The organism is Kosakonia sp. YIM B13571, assembly GCF_042788095.1.
GTDB lineage: Bacteria > Pseudomonadota > Gammaproteobacteria > Enterobacterales > Enterobacteriaceae > Kosakonia > Kosakonia quasisacchari.
The window spans coordinates 533,866-551,617 of record NZ_JBHZPL010000002.1 but is presented as its reverse complement, the minus strand read 5'-3'; the positions used below and the strand labels follow the sequence as shown (position 1 = coordinate 551,617).

The window sequence follows — 17,752 nt, the reverse complement described above, 5'->3', positions numbered from 1 at the left end:
GGTTTATCAGAAACTTAATTTAGCCCGGACCAGCCGCCTCCCAGTGCGCGATAGAGATCCACCTGCGCCAGTAACAGATTGTTTTTTACCTGTACCGCGCTCAGTTGAGCGGAAAACAGCGTGCGCTGGGCGTCCAGCACGTCCAGATAAGAGGAATAACCGTTGTGATAACGGTTTTGCGCAATGCGTAACGTCTCTTGCGCCACATCGACTTGCCCGGCAAGTTCGGCGAGTTGCTCGCCCAGGCGTGTGATGGCATCGAGGCTATCGTTCACCTCTTTGAAAGCGTTGCGCACGGTTTTTTCATAGGTGTAGAGCGCCTGATTGCGCTGCGACATGGAGACATCAACCTGCGCATTGAGCGCCTGGCGGTTGAGCAACGGTGCAAGAATACTGCCGCCAACACTCCACAACCGCAGCGGGTTATCGAGCAGACCGGGCAGCGTATCGTCCTGCATGCTGCCGGTTGCCGTCAGGTTAATCGACGGCAGTAATTTCGCCTGCGACGCGACCAGCGTTTCATCGGCGGCAACCAACTGGCGCTGCGCCTGCACAATGTCCGGCCGACGGTTGAGCAAACTCGACGGTAACTGAGAGGGTAATTTCAGCGGGGTTAACGCCGCAAATTCGCCACGATTAACCGCGCCCGGATTATTACCCAGCAGCACACTCAACGCATTTTCCTGCTGGCTTATCTGATGTTGCAGTACCGGGATCTGCGCGCGCGTGCTGCGCAACTCTGAATCCGATTGCATCAACTCCAGTCGGGAAGTATAGCCCGTCTCAAACTGGCTGCGGGCAAGTTTGAGCGCATCTTCCCGCGCTTTCAGCGTGGATTGCGTGACCTGTAACTGCGCATCCAGCGACAGTAACGTGAGGTAGCCGGAAGCGACGTTGGTCGCCACCGTCAGATCGGCCGCTACAGCCGCCGCTTTCTGTGCCTCAAGCGAGGCGTCTGCCGCGCGAGACGCGCTGCGGCTGGCCCCCCAGATATCCACGTTGTAACTGGCTGTCAGATTACCTTTGTATAAGGTGCTGTGAATGGGCAAACCCGTTGCGGCTGACTGAGAACGTGCGCGGGTGCCGGAAATGCCCGCGTCCAGCTCGGGGAACAGAGCACTGTCGGCGGCATAAACCCGCGCCTGATATTCATTGACCCGTTCGCGGGCAATCAGCACGTCGCTGTTGTGGCGCAGCGCCTGATCGACATAACGGTTCAACTGGCTGTCGTGAAAGTTGCGCCACCAGACGCTATCCGTTTTGCTGACCGGGCCCGCCTCACTGCGCCAGGCTGCCGGGATTTGCAGCGACGGTTGAGCTTGCTGGACATCGGCGGACTGGCAACCCGCAAGGGTGAGACTTAACGCGGTAACGCAGAGATGCCGCTTCATTGCTCTGCCTCCCGCGTATCAATATGCACCTGCACCGACATCCCAGGGCGCAACCTTGCCAGCTCGTCGGGTTTTGCCTCCACCTGGATGCGCACCGGAATACGTTGGGCGATTTTGACAAAGTTACCGGTGGCGTTATCCGGGCTGATGGCGCTGAACTCCACGCCGGTGGCCGGCGAGATACTCTCTACGCGCCCGTGGTAGCTGCGCCCGTTAAGTGCATCAACGGTAAAACGCACCGCTTGTCCGACTACCACATCCGCCAGTTGCGTCTCTTTCAGGTTGGCAATTACCCAGCGCTGCGATGGCACCAGCGAGGTCAGGTGTGTTCCGGCGGTGACATACGCGCCAAGGCGCACGCTGATTTGTCCCAGTTGCCCATCGCGAGGCGCGACGATGCGGGTGTTTTGCAGATCAATTTGCGCCAGTTCAAGCGCGGCTTTGGCATTTTCCACATCCGCCTGCAATGAACCCCGGTTCACCACGGTGGTTTGCAGATCCTGACGCGACATCTCAAGCGTCGCTTGTGCCTGCGCAATATTGGCGGTGTTCTGCGCGGCAGTGGCGAGTGCGGCGTCGCGTTCACGGATGGAGAGCGAACCGTCTGCCGTCAGCGCTTTAACGCGTTTTAAATCCGCTTGAGATTTCAGATCCTGCGCTTTCGCGCTGGCGAGCGCCGCTTCATTACGGGCAATCACTGCCTGTGCGCTTTTACGCTGCTGGAGGTTGTTATCCAACGCGGCCAGCTTCATCGACAGTGTGGCTTTCGCCTGGTCGACTCGCTGGCGGTAAATTCGGTCATCGATCTGCATAATCAGATCGCCTTTTTTCACCACCGTGAAATCCTGCACCGGCACTTCAGTGATATAACCGTTCACCTGTGGGCTGATAAAGGTCGTCTGGCCGCGCACATAGGCGTTATCGGTAAATTGTGTATGGCGCGTAAACGGCGGTAACTGCCAGGCGTAAAGGATCACCAGTACGCCGACCAGGCCAATCGCGGCGGCGGAGAAAAGAGAAACCACACGTAAATTGCTGCGGGTATTGGCCCGCTCTTTGGCGGCATCCTGCTGGCTCATAGACACTCCAGTAACATTATTATTTGCTCCCAGTGGCCCGCTTCAAGACAAGGCGGGCAGTAATGCGCAGGCGCAACAAGCGCCATAAAATCCAAATCAGTGTGGCGGCGGCAATACTGGCCGTCAGCAGATAAGTATCGTTGTAAGCCAGAATATTCGCTTCCAGCGTCGACAACGTTTGCAGTTGCGTCACTGCTTGCGTACTCAGCAATGAACTGTCGCCTAGCTGGCTTTGAAACATCTGGCTGTAATACTGCAATCGCTCATTGACCAGCGGGTTTAAGGTGGTGAGCTGATCCGCTAACAAGCTGGAGTGGTACTTTTCCCGCCAGGTCTGAAAAGTGCCGAGAATAGCAGAACCCAGCAACCCGCCGAGATTCTGGCTCATGCCAAACAACACCGAGAAACTGACCAGGTTGCGCGGCTCTGCCACCACGCCACCAATCCCCGCCAGCATCGCTGGCGCGATAAAAAATGCACTGGCAAAACCGAGCAAAAACTGGCTTAGCATCAACTGGTTGGGCCGCGTCAAACTGGTGGACTGGCTATCCAGCAGCGAGGCAATAATCATCAGCACCAGCGAGGTAACAATTGGCCATGCCAGCCGCTGGGGTTTAATTGTCAGGCAACTGGCAGTAATACCGCAGATAATGCCCACCAGGATCGACCACGCGAGGCTGGTCATTTGCTCGTTTTGCAGGCCGACATATTGCAGCCAGCCAAACACGCCGGTGTTCTGTTCGGCGAGCACAATGCGGATCAGCAGCATAATCAGCCCAAGGCGCACAATGCTGCCGCTGGAGAGCCAGCGCGTATTGAGCAGCGGGTTAGCGCGGTTGTGCTCAAAGGCAATTGCCGAGACGATCAGCACCACTGCGCCTGCCAGCGACCAGCCAATCCAGGGCGCTTCAAACCACCAGTCGAGCCGACCCAGTGACAGAACGGCACACAGCAGGGCCATGCCTGGCGCGAGCAGGAAGAAGGTGATGAAATCTTTTTTTTCAAACACTTTTTTGCGATCGCCCGGCGGCAATTTTAAAGCGATCACGCAACCGAGAGAGAGCAGCGCCAGCCCAAGCTCAAACAGATACAGGCCGCGCCACTCGTCCAGCTGTAGCAGTTCGGTGGAGAAGAGGCGAGCAATCGGAATGGCCAACGTTGAGCCGGTAATACCAATGGTTAGCGCTTTTAGGCGATGCTTCGCCGGCCAGGCCTGGATTTGATAATAAATACCGAGCGAACTGAGCGCTGCCGCCACCATGCCGTGCGCGGCGCGGACAAACAGGGCTGAGCTGAGATCATTAATAAATAAATGGAAGAACGTCACCAGCACATACAGCACCAGAAACCCTTCGGTAAACGCGCGCAGACCGTATTGCTGGCGAAACTTTACCAGCAGCAGGTTAATCGACATGTTGGTCATCACATACACGGCGGGCAGCCAGGCGATTTCTGTTGACCAGGCAGCAAACGTGCCTTGCAGGTTTTGCAGGTTGGCCGTCACCATTGCATTGCCGAGCGCACCGGTCATGCACACCAGCAAGCCAACGACGCCATAGGCGATGCGGCGCGGGGTACTGTGATAGGGGGTGGAAGGCGAACCCAGCAGCAATGGTTTTTCATGCGGCTGCCATTCGCGTTGCGTGTACGGATCGCTTTTCGGCAAACGCATTACATTTTCCCAGCCTGGTATAAGCGTGACAGTTCGCGACGGTATTTCGTGCGCGGATGAAGGTGTCGGAAACAGCAATTACCCATATAAAACAAAGGTTATAGATGTAAATAGTTAGCGGGCTAACGATTCTACTTGTGGCGCTAAAGGCAATGCAAGCGCATAAGAAAAATATAGGTTACTGACAATAAGTAATCTGCTTTATTGTTAAAAATAAACTTGCTACAGGTGACAACGTCACAATGCCTGCCATAACCGTTACGCTTACCCATGTATCCGATCCTGAGTGTCAGCAGCTTCAGGACGCGCTTTCTGATTACCTTCAACAACTTACAGGTAGTAGTGGTAGAGCTTCGTTTGACGCCTCAACTTTAGGCGAGCGGGGCTTCTCTTTGCTGGCACGAGAAAACGCAGTGGCCGTCGGCTGTGTCGCGATTCGTGAATTGTCTGCCGGGATCGGTGAAATCAAACGCATGTATGCGCGCCCCGGCACGCGTGGTGTAGGCGCGCAGTTACTCCGCGCACTGGAACACCATGCACGCGAACGCGGTTTTCAGGCACTGTGGCTGGAGACGCGACAAATCAATCAGCGTGCCGTTGATTTCTATCAGCGCAATGGCTTTCGGATCCGTGAAAACTACGGCAACTATATTGGCCGGCCGGAAGCGGTATGTTTCGAGAAAGCGTTGTAGCCTGCACGCTGTGACGATGAGGTATGTCGTTAGCGCTGAGCTTCCCTCGGGCAATAGAAGCGCCGAAATATGAAACCTGTGCCGTTTTTGCTCCCAATGTTCATCAACGGACGCTGTTACAAAGCGCGAGAACGGCGGGTTAAGGTACCGGGGTATAGGGTATTTCGGCTTATTGCAAAAATGGGGACGGAAACTTACCTGAACCGCTGTGAATGGGATTCGGAGTGATCCTCTGTTCAGCCAGTGTCGTCGCGCTAGGCTGTAAACTAAAGCGAAGGAGGTTCTATGCTGATGACGACTTTTCCTACCTTAACTGAGCGCTCGCTGGCGGCGGTCAACACGTTGGGTGCGTGGCTGGCGCAAAATGATTTTGTCGGTAAGCCCACGCCCGTGCGGGCAGATGTGGTCATTCTGGCTGGTAATGCCGTCATTCCGACTATTGATGCTGCCTGTGCGCTGGCGGCGGCGCAGCAAACGCCGCTTCTGATAAGCGGCGGCGTAGGGCATTCCACCACGTTTCTTTATTCCGCTATCGCCCGGCACCCACGCTATAACGTCGTGCGTACCACCGGGCGCGGTGAAGCGGCTATTCTGGCCGATATTGCACGGCAGTTCTGGCAGATTGATGAGAAACAGATCCTCGTTGAGGACAAATCCACTAACTGTGGCGAGAACGCCAGGTTCAGTATCGATATGCTGATGACGCAGGGAGTAAAACCCAAAACCGTAATGGTGGTGCAGGATCCCACTATGCAGCGGCGCACAATGGCGACTTTCGCCCGCCTCAGCCAGCAGTGTCGCGATGCGCCGCACTGGATGAGCTGGCCGGGTTTTATCCCGCAATTAACCAACACGTCTGAAGGGCTGGCATTCCAGCCCCAACAGCAAGGTTTATGGCCAGTTGAGCGTTATTTGTCGTTGTTGCTGGGGGAAGTGCCGCGCCTGCGCGATGACGACAATGGCTACGGGCCAAACGGTCGGGATTTCATCATTCACGTTGATTTTCCTCAGGAAGTCGAAACTGCCTGGCAAGTCTTGAAGGCAGACACAACCCTTGCTGCTGCACTGGGCAGCCGCTTTTTGTAACCCCGATGCCCGTTTGCGCAGACGCCGCCGCAAACGGGCATTTCCTCCGCTGTACTTGCCATTGCTTTGTTGCTTTTTCGCGCTTCTTTTATGCGTTCTCTCACAAAAGCGGCCCCTGTCTATGGGAAAAGTGTCGCGCGCAGATAGATTTTTAACAATGACTTCACTTGTTAAAAACAATGTTATTACAGGAGCGAGGCATGACAGCACCGGTGCAGCACCCTATGTTTATCGATGGTCAATTCGTGAGCTGGCAAGGTGATACGTGGTTGGATGTCATCAACCCGGCAACCGAAGAAATTCTGGCGCGCATTCCCGATGGCACAGCAGACGATGCGCGGAAGGCCATTGATGCCGCCGAGCGCGCGCAGCCGGGCTGGGAAGCGCTGCCCGCTATTGAGCGCGCGGGCTGGTTACGCAAAATCGCAGCGGGTATTCGTGAAAACGCGCGTGAGATTAGCGCGCTGATTGTCGCCGAAGGGGGAAAAATCCAGCAACTGGCCGAGGTGGAAGTCTCCTTTACCGCCGATTACATCGACTATATGGCCGAGTGGGCGCGGCGCTATGAGGGCGAAATCCTGCAAAGCGACCGTCCGGGCGAAAATATCTTCGTATTTAAACGCCCGCTGGGTGTCACCACTGGTATTTTGCCGTGGAATTTCCCGTTCTTCCTGATTGCCCGCAAAATGGCACCCGCGCTGATTACTGGCAACACAATCGTGATTAAACCGAGCGAGTTCACGCCGAACAACGCATTAGCCTTCGCGAAAATCGTCCATGATGTCGGCTTACCAAAAGGCGTCTTTAATCTGGTGCTTGGGCGTGGGGAAACCGTCGGCCAGGAGCTGGCGGGAAACCCGAAAGTGGCGATGGTCAGCATGACTGGCAGCGTTGGCGCGGGCGAGAAAATCATGGCGGCAGCGGCGAAAAACATCACCAAAGTGTGCCTGGAACTGGGTGGTAAAGCGCCAGCGATTGTCTTTGATGATGCCGACCTGGAGCTGGCTGTGAAAGCGATTGTCGATTCCCGCGTCATCAACACCGGGCAGGTGTGTAACTGCGCTGAACGCGTGTATGTGCAAAAAGGGATTTATGACCGTTTTGTCAATCGTCTTGGTGAAGCAATGAAAGTGGTACAGTTTGGCGATCCGACGCAGCGTAACGATATTGCGATGGGGCCGCTTATCAGTGCAGCGGCGCTGCAACGTGTTGAAGAGAAGGTCGAACGCGCCGTGTCAGAAGGGGCGCGCGTGGTGCTGGGCGGTAAAGCGGTCACTGGCAAAGGCTATTTTTACCCGCCGACGCTGCTGCTTGATGTGCGCCAGGAGATGGCCATTATGCATGAAGAAACATTTGGCCCGGTGTTGCCGGTGGTGGCGTTCGACACGCTGGAAGAGGCGCTGGCAATGGCGAACGACAGTGATTATGGTCTGACATCGTCCGTCTATACCCGCGATCTGACTACAGCGATGAAAGCAGTGCGTGGCCTGAAATTTGGTGAAACTTATGTTAACCGCGAGAACTTTGAAGCGATGCAGGGTTTCCATGCGGGCTGGCGCAAATCGGGCATCGGTGGGGCGGATGGTCGCCACGGTCTTAACGAGTATCTGCAAACGCAAATGGTCTATCTACAATCCTGATTTACATGGCCCCCGCTTACTGGCGGGGGCACGTTTCATACTTTGGTTGCTATCCACGCCATCATCAGTTCCGGCCATATTGCCGCCGGTAAACCCAGCGCATCGCGAATGCCAAAACCGTGTTTCCCCTGCTCGAACAGATGCATTTCAACCGGCACGCCAAGGCGGCGCAAGGCGTTAAACATGACCACACTGTTTTCCACTTTGACTGCCGGGTCATCGACCGCATGCAGTAAAAAAGTCGGCGGCGTGTTTTCATCGGCCATCTGCTCTGCAGAGTAGTGGCGGATTTGCTCAGCGCTCGGTGTATCGCCAATCAGCTGCTGGCGCGACATCGGGTGGTCAATCTCCTGGTGCATGGTAATCACCGGATAAACCAGCGCCATAAACGCCGGGCGAGCGCTTTGTTGATCCATCGCATCGACGGGGCGGTAGACGTTTTCGTCGTAGCGAGTGCCAAGGCTGGCTGCGGCGTGACCGCCGGCGGAAAAACCCATAATGCCAATACGTTCAGGATCGATGCGCCACTCTTGCGCACGAGCGCGAATGACGCGAATCGCACGTTGTACGTCGGCCAGTGGCGCGTTCGCACCTTCCTCATGCCCATCGCCCGGTAGGCGGTAGGTCATGACAAACAGTGTGTAGCCTTTGGCGTTAAAGCAGGGTGCCAGCGCGCTGCCTTCTTTATCCAGCACCACGCGGCGATAAGAGCCGCCAGGTGTGACCAGAATGCCGACGCCGTTCGGGTTTTGTGGCGCGTAGACAGTAATGTGCGGTGCGCGGACACCGGTAACGGAACGGTCAAAAAGCGACGGGCCGGTATGATGCTCTTCAAGTTGAAACTGCACTGGGCTTACAGCAGCGCCAGGGGCTTCACCGGTCGGCCAGACGGGGAACGTCGTGGCGTGTTGTACTGCCACATTCATCAATGTGAGTAAATCTTCCGGGCTGATATTTCTCATGTGTTGCCTGGTTTGAATACGCCGGGTCATTACCCGGCGTGGGGGGAGAGATTACAGTGCGCGATATTTTTCGAGCACGCGAACCAACTGGGTGACAAAACCGTATTCGTTGTCGTACCAGGAGACGGTTTTGACCAGTTGCACATCGCCAGCTTCGGTGATCTCAGTTTGGGTGGCGTCAAAAACGGAACCGAAATGGCTGCCGATAACGTCAGAAGAGACGATCTCATCGTCGGTGTAACCAAAAGATTCGTTGTTCTCGGTGGCTTTTTTCAGCGCCTGATGAATCTCATCAACGGTCACTTTCTTCTCTAATATCGATACCAGTTCGGTAACGGAACCGGTTTTCACCGGCACGCGCTGCGCGTGGCCTTTCAGTTTGCCGCTCAATGCCGGGATCACCAGACCGATAGCTTTTGCCGCACCGGTGGTGTGCGGAATGATGTTTTCCGCCGCGGCGCGGGAGGCGCGCAGATCTTTACCGCGCGGGCCATCGACCAACGCCTGCGTACCGGTGTAGGCGTGGATGGTCGTCATGGTGCCGACTTTGATGCCGAAATTATCCTGCAATGCTTTAGCCATTGGCGCGAGACAGTTGGTGGTGCAGGAAGCCACCGAAATAATGGTGTCCTGGGCATTAATTGTGTCGTCGTTGACGTTATAGACAATCGTTTTCATCTCGCCTGCCGGGGCGGAAATCAGCACTTTTTTGGCCCCGGCGTCGATGTGCGCCTGCGATTTTTCGCTCGATGTGTAAAAGCCGGTACACTCAACGATGATCTCCGCACCGGCGCTGCGCCATGGAATATTTTTCGCCTCTTTTTCCGCATACACCGTGATGGTTTTGCCGTTAACAATCAGCGCGTCTTCGGTAAAATCGACGCTCCAGCCGAACGGGCCGTAGTTGGAATCATGCTTTAACAAATAGGCCAGCACGTTGGGTGAGGTCAGATCGTTGATAGCCACCACTTCCGCACCGCTGTTGGTTTCCAGCAGGCGACGTAACACCAGGCGCCCAATGCGCCCAAATCCATTAATGCCAATTTTGCTCATGAACTTCTCCATCAGAATGTAATGAATCACCGTTTTGCACTTCTTTAGTGATAACCTGGCGGGCGTTATTGGGCAAATGAATCACATTCAGGCCGCGGTAAGTCGCTGAATAATGATAAGGAAAAGTTAATGAATTTTTAAGGAAAGCTCGGTATGTTGAACGCCGGTTCGTTCGTTTTGGGGTTCCTTATGCGTAGCAAATATTCCGGATTACAAATCGCCATTCACTGGCTGGTGTTTCTGCTGGTTATTGGAGCATATTGCGCCATGGAACTACGCGGATTCTTCCCGCGCAGCTATCGTCCTTCTTTCAATCTCGTACACATTTCATGCGGCATTTCTGTTCTGGTGCTGATGGTGGCGCGTCTGTTGGTGAGGCTGAAAAGCCCGACGCCGCCGATTGTGCCAAAACCGTCAGCCATGATGACTGGGCTTGCGCACCTTGGGCATTTGGTCATTTACCTGCTGTTTATTGCCTTGCCGATTCTTGGCCTGCTGATGATGTATAACCGCGGTGGCCCGTGGATTGCTTTCGGTATTACGATGCCATACGCCGCCGAAGCGAATTATGATTTAGCGGATACACTCAAAGCGTTCCACGAGCTGCTGGCCAACGCCGGGTATTTTGTCATTGCGTTGCATGCCGGTGCTGCGCTGGCACATCACTACTATTTTAAAGACAACACGCTGCTGCGTATGATGCCGAACAAACGCGGCTAACTGTTCCTCGTTGCCTGGCCCCGCCTCCTGCGGGGCTTTTTCATTTCTGTGCGTCTAAAATGTGATCCTGTCGGGTTTTCCAAATTGAAAAGCAGGGCGGAAATCACATTTTACGTCATCAGTGCTGTGCGCAATTCGTACAAGCGGTGTAGATAGTATATCTATTATAGAAACACTATCGACGGAGGGGATATGACACAGCCAGTACAGGAGTCTCTCGATCGGATGGCCACACAAGGACACGCTGTCGGATCGCGCAAATTACGTAAAGTGCTGCTCGCTACCGGCATTGGTCACTTTGTCGAATGGTTTGACTTTGGTCTTTATGGCACGCTCGCCGCTATTATCGGCCTGCAGTTTTTCCAGGCTGGCGATCCGAGCGTCGCACTGCTTTCGTCGTTCGCGGTCTTTGGCGCGGGGTTTATTATGCGCCCCCTTGGCGGGCTGTTTTTTGGTTCGCTGGGCGACAGAAAAGGGCGACAAAAGGTGCTGGCAACGGTGATCCTGCTCACCTCGGGTGCCACCTTCGTAATGGGACTGTTGCCGACTTATCATCAGATTGGTATTACCGCGACGGTGCTGTTGGTGATAACCCGCCTGGTTCAGGGCTTTGCCGCAGGGGGAGAAAGTTCGGGCGCGACAACCTACCTGGCAGAATATGCTCCTACGGAGCGTCGTGGCTACTTCACCTGCTGGATCGATAACTTTGGTTTTATGGCTTTTGTCGTGGGCTCCGGGCTGGTATTTCTGCTGACGGCAACGCTCGGTGAAAGCACGATGAGCGACTGGGGCTGGCGCATTCCCTTTTTGATTGCCGGGCCGCTAGGCTGGGTCGGGCTTTACTTACGAAGACATCTGGAGGATTCACCTGAATTTCTCGACGCCATGAAAAACGGGCAAACCGAATCCGCACCACTGCGTAAAGCGGTTACCACGGCGTGGGGCGCGTTGCTGTTCTGTGTCGGTTTTGTGGTGATCAAAGCGGTCGGGCACTGGACGCTGCAAACATTTATGCCGAGTTATCTCTCCACCGAGTTGCACTTCTCTAAACTTAACGCGTACGCCATCACCACGATTGGTCTTTTTTCCGTGGCGGTGCTGGTACCGTTTATGGGCTATCTGTCGGATAAATATGGCCGCAAACCGTTAATGCTGGCCGGGTGCGCCGGGTTTATTCTGCTGAGTTACCCGGCCATGATGGTAATGGCTAACGGCGATGTGCTCTCTGCTGTGCTGGCCATGGTGATGCTGGGGGCCTTTATCGCCGCGTTTGATGGCGCTTGTACGGCCGCAATGGCGGAGCTTTTTCCTACCAGTGTTCGTTATGGTGGGTTGTCTATCGCCTATAACTTTGCCGTCGCCTTCTTTGGTGGCATCACTCCGTGGTTCTCCGCCTGGCTCATTACCAGCACCGGCGATAAATTCTCGCCAGCCTTCTATGTGATGGGCGCGGCGCTAATCACCTTCCTGACTGTGCTGCGGGCCCGCGAAACGGCAGGGCAGCCGCTAAAACGCTGACGTTTTGCCCGGAGGGATCCTCCGGGCTGTTAGGCAAATCTGCAACAGGCGTTGCGTGTATCCGTCGCGGAGCCGGGTTCGCCAGCTATGCGCAACTGCTGGTAATTTTTCTTTCAGGTTCTCATCAACAAGGGATTATTTAATTGTCCGGTCAGGGAATAAATATCAACGTGATATTAACCTAGGAAATCATTTTTATTCCATAGGGACAAAGTTCGAATAAACATGTCTGCTGTTTTTCACAATTTCGTAATGAAACGTTATCATTACCGGGGCAATGACAACTATTTTTTAAAGTTCTCCAGATAGCAGGGAAAAAGGGCATAGTGTGAATAACGCGAAAATTCTGTAGCTTTCCATCAATAGACACACGCGAGCCATCAGTGTGTAAGTGGTTGTTCGGACGCAAAAAATAGTTGCCTCGATACCAAACGATAACCGATAAATTCTCACTGTTCCTGGCAACGGCAAACGCCGTACCGGTCGTTGGGGAAAGTAGCATATCCGTAATATCCCAGCGCATAAGTTCTCCTTGCTAATAGCATAATGTCTCACTAAGAAAAATCTTATCAAATAATTCTCTCCAAGCCTAAGTTAAATTTTATATTTAATATTCGACAGATTAATCTACGATATATTTAATTAAGTTTACTTAGGATTTTGATATCAGACGAAAATGGTGAGGTTTTGAACAATATATTTTATATGTTTCTTATTCCCTAAGCGTGAATACATTATGTTTTCACTCTGCTAGAGTCATCACGTCACTTCATTCTCGCCTTGCCAGGAGGTTTCCGATGCTTTTGTCCAGCCTGATTGCCATTGCCGCCGTACTGATGATGGGGGTAATGAGCCCCGGTCCGAGTTTTATCTACGTCGCGCGGAATTCACTGGCGCACTCACGTGTTCATGGTTTAGTCACGTCGCTGGGAATGGGAGTTGGTGCGGCGACTTTTGCGCTAATGGCGATGCTGGGATTGCAAAGGGTACTGAATGCGGTGCCAGAACTCTATATGGCGCTTAAGATAGCAGGGGGCGCGTATCTTATCTGGATGGCGGTGAAGATTTTTCGTGGCGCATCGCAGCCGCTGACATTATCTTTAAGCCATAACGACGCACCTAAAGGACTATGGAAGACGTTTCGTGATGGGTTATTTATTCAGTTAAGCAACCCAAAAACGGCGATCGTTTTCGCGTCTATTTTCACCGCACTGCTGCCAGCCAATATTCCGACGATCTTCTATTATGTGATCCCGCTGATGAGCTTCGTGATAGATGCGGGCTGGTATTCGCTGGTGGCGTTGCTGCTCTCGGCGGAAAAACCACGTCGTGTTTATCTGCGCATTAAAACAGCGGTGGACAGAACATCAGCCACGGTACTGAGTATTTTAGGGATCAAGCTGATTTATTCGTCGCTGGTGAGGTAACACCGATGCTGAGTTTCGCAAGGAGTTAGCTATGCATTGGTAACCAGTAAATATTGTCGGTCAAAATGTTGGCCGACAATATCTGTATATGTAATAACGCCAGTTAATTCTTCTTCCTGCGAAGAATTAATTTAACGATCGCAAACATGATTGATGCATAAACACATAGCATAATGACAAACGCAAAGAATGAGATGGGATCGGCATCGGCTTCATAAGGTGTGGAAATAAGCGTGTGAAAGGTTGCATAAGCCCAATCTGAAATGCCAACAGTTAAGCCATTGCGTGGCATTCCATATATTGATAAACAAAATGCTGCCACGAGGCAGATAAAAAGAGCCCTGCGTTTTTAACGTATCCGGTAAGCATCAAAATGGCTCTCTCCCATAACATCGAAACGACCATACGCGGATAAGGTAATACAAGAAATCTGCCCCGAGAGGGATCCATCAAGCGAAAGACGCAAATTTACTGAATTATTTGTGCATCTTACTGGTGGAACTCGGTGACTCAAGGCTGAAAAGGGAGTGCTAAACATACTAATATGATGTAATGTAACGACATGTGTCTGATTAATAATAAAAGGATGTTTATGAAAAAATCACTGTTGTTTTTGATCTGTTTCCTGCCGTCTTTATCTTTCGCAAAATTCATTCATCCTATGGATTTTGATGGTTCAGAGGCGCAGAAAGCGGATGTTATTAAGTACATTAAAGATCGCGTTCAGAAAGATTATTGCAATAGCAAACTCAATATGTGTCAGGAAACTACTTTAAGAATGATGGAGCAGGAAAATCTGCGCGCATTCAAAGAGGCCTCACAGGCGAAAGACCGAAAAATAATGGATAACGTCATTAAGACATACTGTCATTCGGCATTGGATATGTGTAATTACACGACTATTGAAATGATGTACAACGAGAATCAAAAGGCATCAAAACAAGATCTGAAGTGGTAATACCCTTTTTTATCACAAGCCTCGGCATTCGCCGGGGCTTTTTTATTCGCGGTCAAAGAGGAAAGCGGTTATTCCTGATGACGGTTGGATCGTATTCGGATCAGGGGCGAATTTGGGCCGGCGAAAAGCTGCTGTATGGCTCGTAGTGTCTTTGTGCTGAAACTGCTAACCCTTGGATAACCCTATAAAGTTTAATGTTTACAGTGTAATAGAATAAAAGTTACCATACCCCCCTATAGTATAAGGGAGGTCAGATGCCCCATTCACCAGAAGATAAAAAACGCGTGCTTACGCGGGTACGTCGCATTCGTGGCCAGGTTGATGCGCTTGAGCGCGCGCTGGAAAGCGGCGAACCCTGTATCGCGATTTTGCAGCAAATCGCCGCAGTACGCGGCGCAGCCAATGGCCTGATGGGCGAAATGGTTGAAATTCACCTCAAAGATGAGCTGGTCACCGGCGAAACCACTGCCGATCAACGCGCGGTGCGCATGGCGGAAGTCGGTCATCTTCTGCGCTCTTATCTAAAATAAGCATAAAGCCATACACAAAAAGGAAGCGACTTATGAAATCACGTGCAGCTGTGGCCTTTGGGCCGGGCCAACCGCTCAAAATCGTCGACATCGACGTAGCGCCGCCAAAAAAAGGTGAAGTCCTGGTGCGCATCACGCACACCGGTGTTTGCCATACCGATGCATTTACGCTTTCGGGCGACGACCCGGAAGGCGTGTTCCCGGCGGTACTCGGCCATGAAGGCGGCGGTATCGTTGTGGAAGTCGGTGAAGGGGTGACCAGCCTGAAACCGGGCGACCACGTTATTCCGCTCTACACGGCAGAGTGCGGCGAGTGTAAGTTCTGCAAATCCGGGAAAACCAATCTCTGTCAGGCCGTTCGCGCCACGCAGGGCAAAGGCCTAATGCCGGACGGAACAACCCGTTTCTCCTACAACGGCGAGCCGATTTACCACTACATGGGCACCAGCACTTTCAGCGAATACACCGTTTGCGCGGAAATTTCGCTGGCGAAAGTTAACGAACAAGCGCCGCTGGATAAAGTCTGCCTGCTGGGCTGCGGTGTCACCACCGGCATTGGGGCGGTGCATAACACGGCAAAAGTAAAAGAGGGCGATACGGTCGCTATCTTTGGTCTTGGCGGTATCGGTCTGGCGGCCATCCAGGGCGCAGTTCAGGCGAAAGCGGGACGCATTCTGGCTATCGATACCAATCCGGACAAATTCCCCCTCGCTAAAGAGATGGGTGCAACCGACTTTATCAACCCGAAAGATCATCATCGCCCCATTCAGGATGTGATTGTGGAAATGACGGATGGCGGCGTGGACTTCAGTTTTGAGTGCATCGGTAATGTGAACGTCATGCGTGCTGCGCTTGAGTGTTGCCACAAAGGTTGGGGCGAGAGCGTCATCATCGGCGTGGCGGGCGCGGGGCAGGAGATCAGCACCCGTCCTTTCCAGCTGGTGACCGGTCGTGTATGGCGCGGTTCCGCATTTGGCGGTGTGAAAGGTCGTACACAGCTGCCAGGCATGGTAGAAGACGCGATGGCAGGCAAAATTCGCCTCGATCCATTCATTACTCACCGTATGCCACTGGAGCAAATCAACGATGCGTTCGAGCTGATGCACCAGGGGAAATCTATCCGCACCGTTATCCATTTCGGCGAAAAGTAACCCTTCCTCACGCCAGCGGTGTCACCGCTGGCGCAACCAAACTCCAAATCTGTGACCGCTGACGCGCTTTTTGCCATAAGAATAATCCAATTATTGCCGATGCCTATATATCATTCCTGTTGTACGTATCAGACATATATGAGAGTCGATAGCCATGGATAAAAAAGCAGCGATGCAAAGAACACAAGGCATTGGATTTATGCACAATATTCGATTGGTTCCCCTGTTTTCTTCCATTCTCGGCGGCATCTTAGTGCTATTTGCATTAAGTTCCGGTCTGGCGGGTTACTTCCTGATGCAAGCGGATCGCGATCAGCAGGATGTCACACAGGAAATCCAGGTGCGCATGGGATTATCCAACAGTTCAAACAACTTACGCGTTGCGCGTATCAGTCTGATCCACGCCGGCGCGGCCAGTCGCATCGCCGAAATGGAAGACATGAAAAACAACGTGGCTGAAGCAGAAAAACGCATTAAGCAGTCGCAGGACGGTTTTAATCAATATATGGATCGCCCGGTCAAAACCCCGGCGGATCTCGCCCTGGATGGCGATCTCACCACCCGCTTTAATGCCTACATCGCGGGCATGCAGCCGATGCTGAAATATGCCAAAAACGGCATGTTTGAAGCGATCATTAACCACGAAAGTGAGCAGGCGCGCCAACTGGATGCGTCTTATAACGAAGTGTTGTTAAAAGCCATTGATATCCGCACCGCGCGTGCGCAGCGCCTGACCGAAGATGCGCACAGCCGCACCCAGCTTGGGCTGATGTTTATGGCTGCTGCATTTGCTTTGGCACTGGTGCTGACGGTCATCACCTTTACCGTATTGCGCCGCGTAGTGATTAACCCACTGCAACGTGCGGCTCAGCGCATTTCGCGCATTGCCTCCGGAGATTTAACATTGCCGGATGAGCCCACTGGTCGCAGCGAAATCGGCCGTCTGAGTGGTGATCTGCAAGCGATGCAGCATTCGCTGGTCACGACGGTGGCTACCGTTCGTCAGGGCGCAGAAGAGATCTACCGCGGCACCAGCGAAATCTCCGCCGGTAACACCGATCTCTCTTCACGCACTGAGCAACAAGCCGCGGCCATCGAAGAGACGGCGGCCAGCATGGAGCAGTTAACCGCTACCGTGAAGCAGAACGCCGATAACGCGCACCATGCCAGCGGGCTGGCGCGTGATGCCTCCGGCAAAGCCACCAAAGGTGGGCAGATTGTTTCTGGCGTCGTGCAAACGATGGGCAATATCACCACCAGTTCGCGCAAGATTTCTGAAATCACAGCGGTTATCAACAGCATCGCGTTCCAGACCAATATCCTGGCACTTAACGCTGCGGTAGAAGCGGCACGTGCTGGCGAGCAAGGACGTGGTTTTGCGGTGGTGGCAAGTGAAGTGCGTACGCTGGCCAGCCGTAGTGCGCAGGCGGCGAAAGAGATTGAGGCACTGATCAGCGAATCCGTGAGCTTAATTGAGCAAGGCTCCGGGGAAGTCGTTTCCGCCGGTGAAACCATGGGTGAGATCGTGACCGCCGTTAAACGCGTGACTGATATCATGCTGGAGATCGCCGCCGCTTCCGATGAGCAGAGCAAAGGCATCACGCAGGTGAGCCAGGCGATCACGGAAATGGATAACGTCACACAGCAGAACGCCTCGTTGGTCGAAGAGGCTTCTGCGGCAGCGGCCTCACTGGAAGAGCAGGCAGCGCGCCTGACCGAAGCTGTGGGTGCGTTCCGTTTATCCGGCGCGTCACCAGAGCGGCAGAATAATGCGGCATCGCCAACCAACAAAACCTTCAAGCCACAGCGCCCGGCACTGGCGAGTGGCGATAACTGGGAAACATTCTGATTAGTCAGAACGAAAAAAAGAGGC

16 protein-coding genes are annotated in these 17,752 nt (G+C 53.4%); 10 read left to right on the top strand and 6 right to left on the bottom strand.

The genetic code is table 11. From position 1 onward, the window contains the following. Positions 1-14 precede the first annotated feature (14 nt). From ACFX4O_RS07695 to ACFX4O_RS07685, 3 genes are read right to left on the bottom strand one after another with little or no spacing between them, the layout of a single operon-like run. Positions 15-1,391 carry an efflux transporter outer membrane subunit gene (locus tag ACFX4O_RS07695; RefSeq protein ID WP_380207954.1) on the bottom strand — a complete coding sequence of 459 codons (1,377 nt, stop codon included), beginning with the start codon at positions 1,389-1,391 and terminating at the stop codon, positions 15-17. Then, entirely contained in the window at positions 1,388-2,470 is a 1,083-nt protein-coding gene (locus ACFX4O_RS07690; RefSeq protein ID WP_131410421.1) for an HlyD family secretion protein, read from the bottom strand. Before ACFX4O_RS07690 ends, ACFX4O_RS07695 begins: the two co-directional genes overlap by 4 nt. Before the next feature lie 19 nt (positions 2,471-2,489). After that, positions 2,490-4,142, bottom strand: coding sequence for an MFS transporter (locus tag ACFX4O_RS07685; protein WP_380207953.1), 1,653 nt, complete (start codon positions 4,140-4,142; stop codon positions 2,490-2,492). Positions 4,143-4,384: 242 nt separating this feature from the next. Here ACFX4O_RS07685 and ACFX4O_RS07680 point away from each other — a divergent pair, with 242 nt between their 5' ends. The 3 genes from ACFX4O_RS07680 (at position 4,385) to aldA (ending at position 7,560) form a co-directional block, all read left to right on the top strand. Then, a complete protein-coding gene (locus ACFX4O_RS07680) occupies positions 4,385-4,834 on the top strand; it encodes a GNAT family N-acetyltransferase (RefSeq protein ID WP_380207952.1) in 450 nt (149 codons plus the stop codon). Between the two features lie 285 nt (positions 4,835-5,119). After that, positions 5,120-5,920, top strand: coding sequence for a YdcF family protein (locus tag ACFX4O_RS07675; RefSeq protein ID WP_131410415.1), 801 nt, complete (start codon positions 5,120-5,122; stop codon positions 5,918-5,920). A gap of 200 nt (positions 5,921-6,120) precedes the next feature. After that, positions 6,121-7,560, top strand: coding sequence for an aldehyde dehydrogenase (gene aldA, locus ACFX4O_RS07670; protein WP_131410413.1), 1,440 nt, complete (start codon positions 6,121-6,123; stop codon positions 7,558-7,560). A gap of 35 nt (positions 7,561-7,595) precedes the next feature. On the opposite strand, the gene ACFX4O_RS07665 is transcribed toward aldA, so the two are convergent. Together ACFX4O_RS07665 and gap are read right to left on the bottom strand one after the other, a co-directional pair. After that, positions 7,596-8,522, bottom strand: a complete 927-nt coding sequence (locus ACFX4O_RS07665) for an alpha/beta hydrolase (protein ID WP_131410411.1) — start codon at positions 8,520-8,522, stop codon at positions 7,596-7,598. Positions 8,523-8,573: 51 nt separating this feature from the next. Further along, entirely contained in the window at positions 8,574-9,575 is a 1,002-nt protein-coding gene (gene gap / locus ACFX4O_RS07660; protein WP_380207951.1) for a type I glyceraldehyde-3-phosphate dehydrogenase, read from the bottom strand. A gap of 189 nt (positions 9,576-9,764) precedes the next feature. Between gap and cybB the strand changes: the two genes are divergently transcribed. Beyond that, on the top strand, positions 9,765-10,295 hold the full coding sequence (gene cybB, locus ACFX4O_RS07655) for a cytochrome b561 (RefSeq protein WP_380207950.1): 531 nt from the start codon (positions 9,765-9,767) through the stop codon (positions 10,293-10,295). 192 nt (positions 10,296-10,487) lie between these two features. Further along, a complete protein-coding gene (locus ACFX4O_RS07650; RefSeq protein ID WP_380207949.1) occupies positions 10,488-11,813 on the top strand; it encodes an MFS transporter in 1,326 nt (441 codons plus the stop codon). A 181-nt stretch (positions 11,814-11,994) separates the two neighbouring features. Here ACFX4O_RS07650 and ACFX4O_RS07645 read toward each other — a convergent pair whose 3' ends face one another. Beyond that, a complete protein-coding gene (locus ACFX4O_RS07645; RefSeq protein ID WP_380207948.1) occupies positions 11,995-12,336 on the bottom strand; it encodes an anti-adapter protein iraM in 342 nt (113 codons plus the stop codon). A 274-nt stretch (positions 12,337-12,610) separates the two neighbouring features. Here ACFX4O_RS07645 and ACFX4O_RS07640 point away from each other — a divergent pair, with 274 nt between their 5' ends. The 5 genes from ACFX4O_RS07640 to ACFX4O_RS07620 all read left to right on the top strand — a co-directional run bounded on the left by ACFX4O_RS07640 (position 12,611) and on the right by ACFX4O_RS07620 (position 17,728). Then, positions 12,611-13,240: a LysE family translocator gene (locus ACFX4O_RS07640; RefSeq protein WP_380207947.1), complete on the top strand. Its 630-nt coding sequence runs from the start codon at positions 12,611-12,613 to the stop codon at positions 13,238-13,240. A 592-nt stretch (positions 13,241-13,832) separates the two neighbouring features. Further along, entirely contained in the window at positions 13,833-14,198 is a 366-nt protein-coding gene (locus ACFX4O_RS07635; RefSeq protein ID WP_131410404.1) for a hypothetical protein, read from the top strand. A gap of 254 nt (positions 14,199-14,452) precedes the next feature. Continuing rightward, positions 14,453-14,728 carry a metal/formaldehyde-sensitive transcriptional repressor gene (locus ACFX4O_RS07630; RefSeq protein ID WP_016495945.1) on the top strand — a complete coding sequence of 92 codons (276 nt, stop codon included), beginning with the start codon at positions 14,453-14,455 and terminating at the stop codon, positions 14,726-14,728. Positions 14,729-14,760: 32 nt separating this feature from the next. Continuing rightward, on the top strand, positions 14,761-15,879 hold the full coding sequence (locus ACFX4O_RS07625) for an S-(hydroxymethyl)glutathione dehydrogenase/class III alcohol dehydrogenase (protein WP_131410402.1): 1,119 nt from the start codon (positions 14,761-14,763) through the stop codon (positions 15,877-15,879). Between the two features lie 154 nt (positions 15,880-16,033). Beyond that, a complete protein-coding gene (locus ACFX4O_RS07620) occupies positions 16,034-17,728 on the top strand; it encodes a methyl-accepting chemotaxis protein (protein ID WP_380207946.1) in 1,695 nt (564 codons plus the stop codon). The last annotated feature ends 24 nt before the right edge of the window (positions 17,729-17,752 follow it).